The sequence below is a fragment of the Streptomyces sp. ATLC9 genome (assembly GCF_057196705.1).
In genome coordinates, this window is record NZ_JBXUOY010000628.1 from 1 (window position 1) to 313 (window position 313).

Here is a 313-nt window from a genome sequence, read left to right on the forward strand (position 1 = left end):
TCAGGAAGGAGTTTTCCTGCTCAAGTTCTCGGTTCCGGCGTCGCAGTTCCTTCAGCTCGGCACGCTCGTCTACCGGCAGCGGTCCGTCCGGCTGTCCATGTTCGCGCTCGTACTGGCGCACCCAGGTGCGGAGCGTCTCGGGGTTCATGCCGATTTCCCGGGCCACATGGGCGATGGGCTTGCTGGATTTCAACGTCAGATGAACCGCTTCTTCACGGAACTCCGGCGAGTACGGACTCGAACGTGTCACTTGATTCTTCCCTCGATTCCTTACAGGACAACCCTATTGGGTCCCTGTCCGGGATCTTCGGGG

The 313-nt window shown here is 60.1% G+C and carries 1 protein-coding gene; it reads right to left on the bottom strand.

What is annotated here, in order from left to right; genetic code table 11:
- Window positions 1-250 (bottom strand): transposase (locus AC2CJA_RS27390; RefSeq protein WP_484605301.1); only part of this gene is annotated, 250 nt, incomplete at its 3' end.
- Between the last annotated feature and the right edge of the window lie 63 nt (window positions 251-313).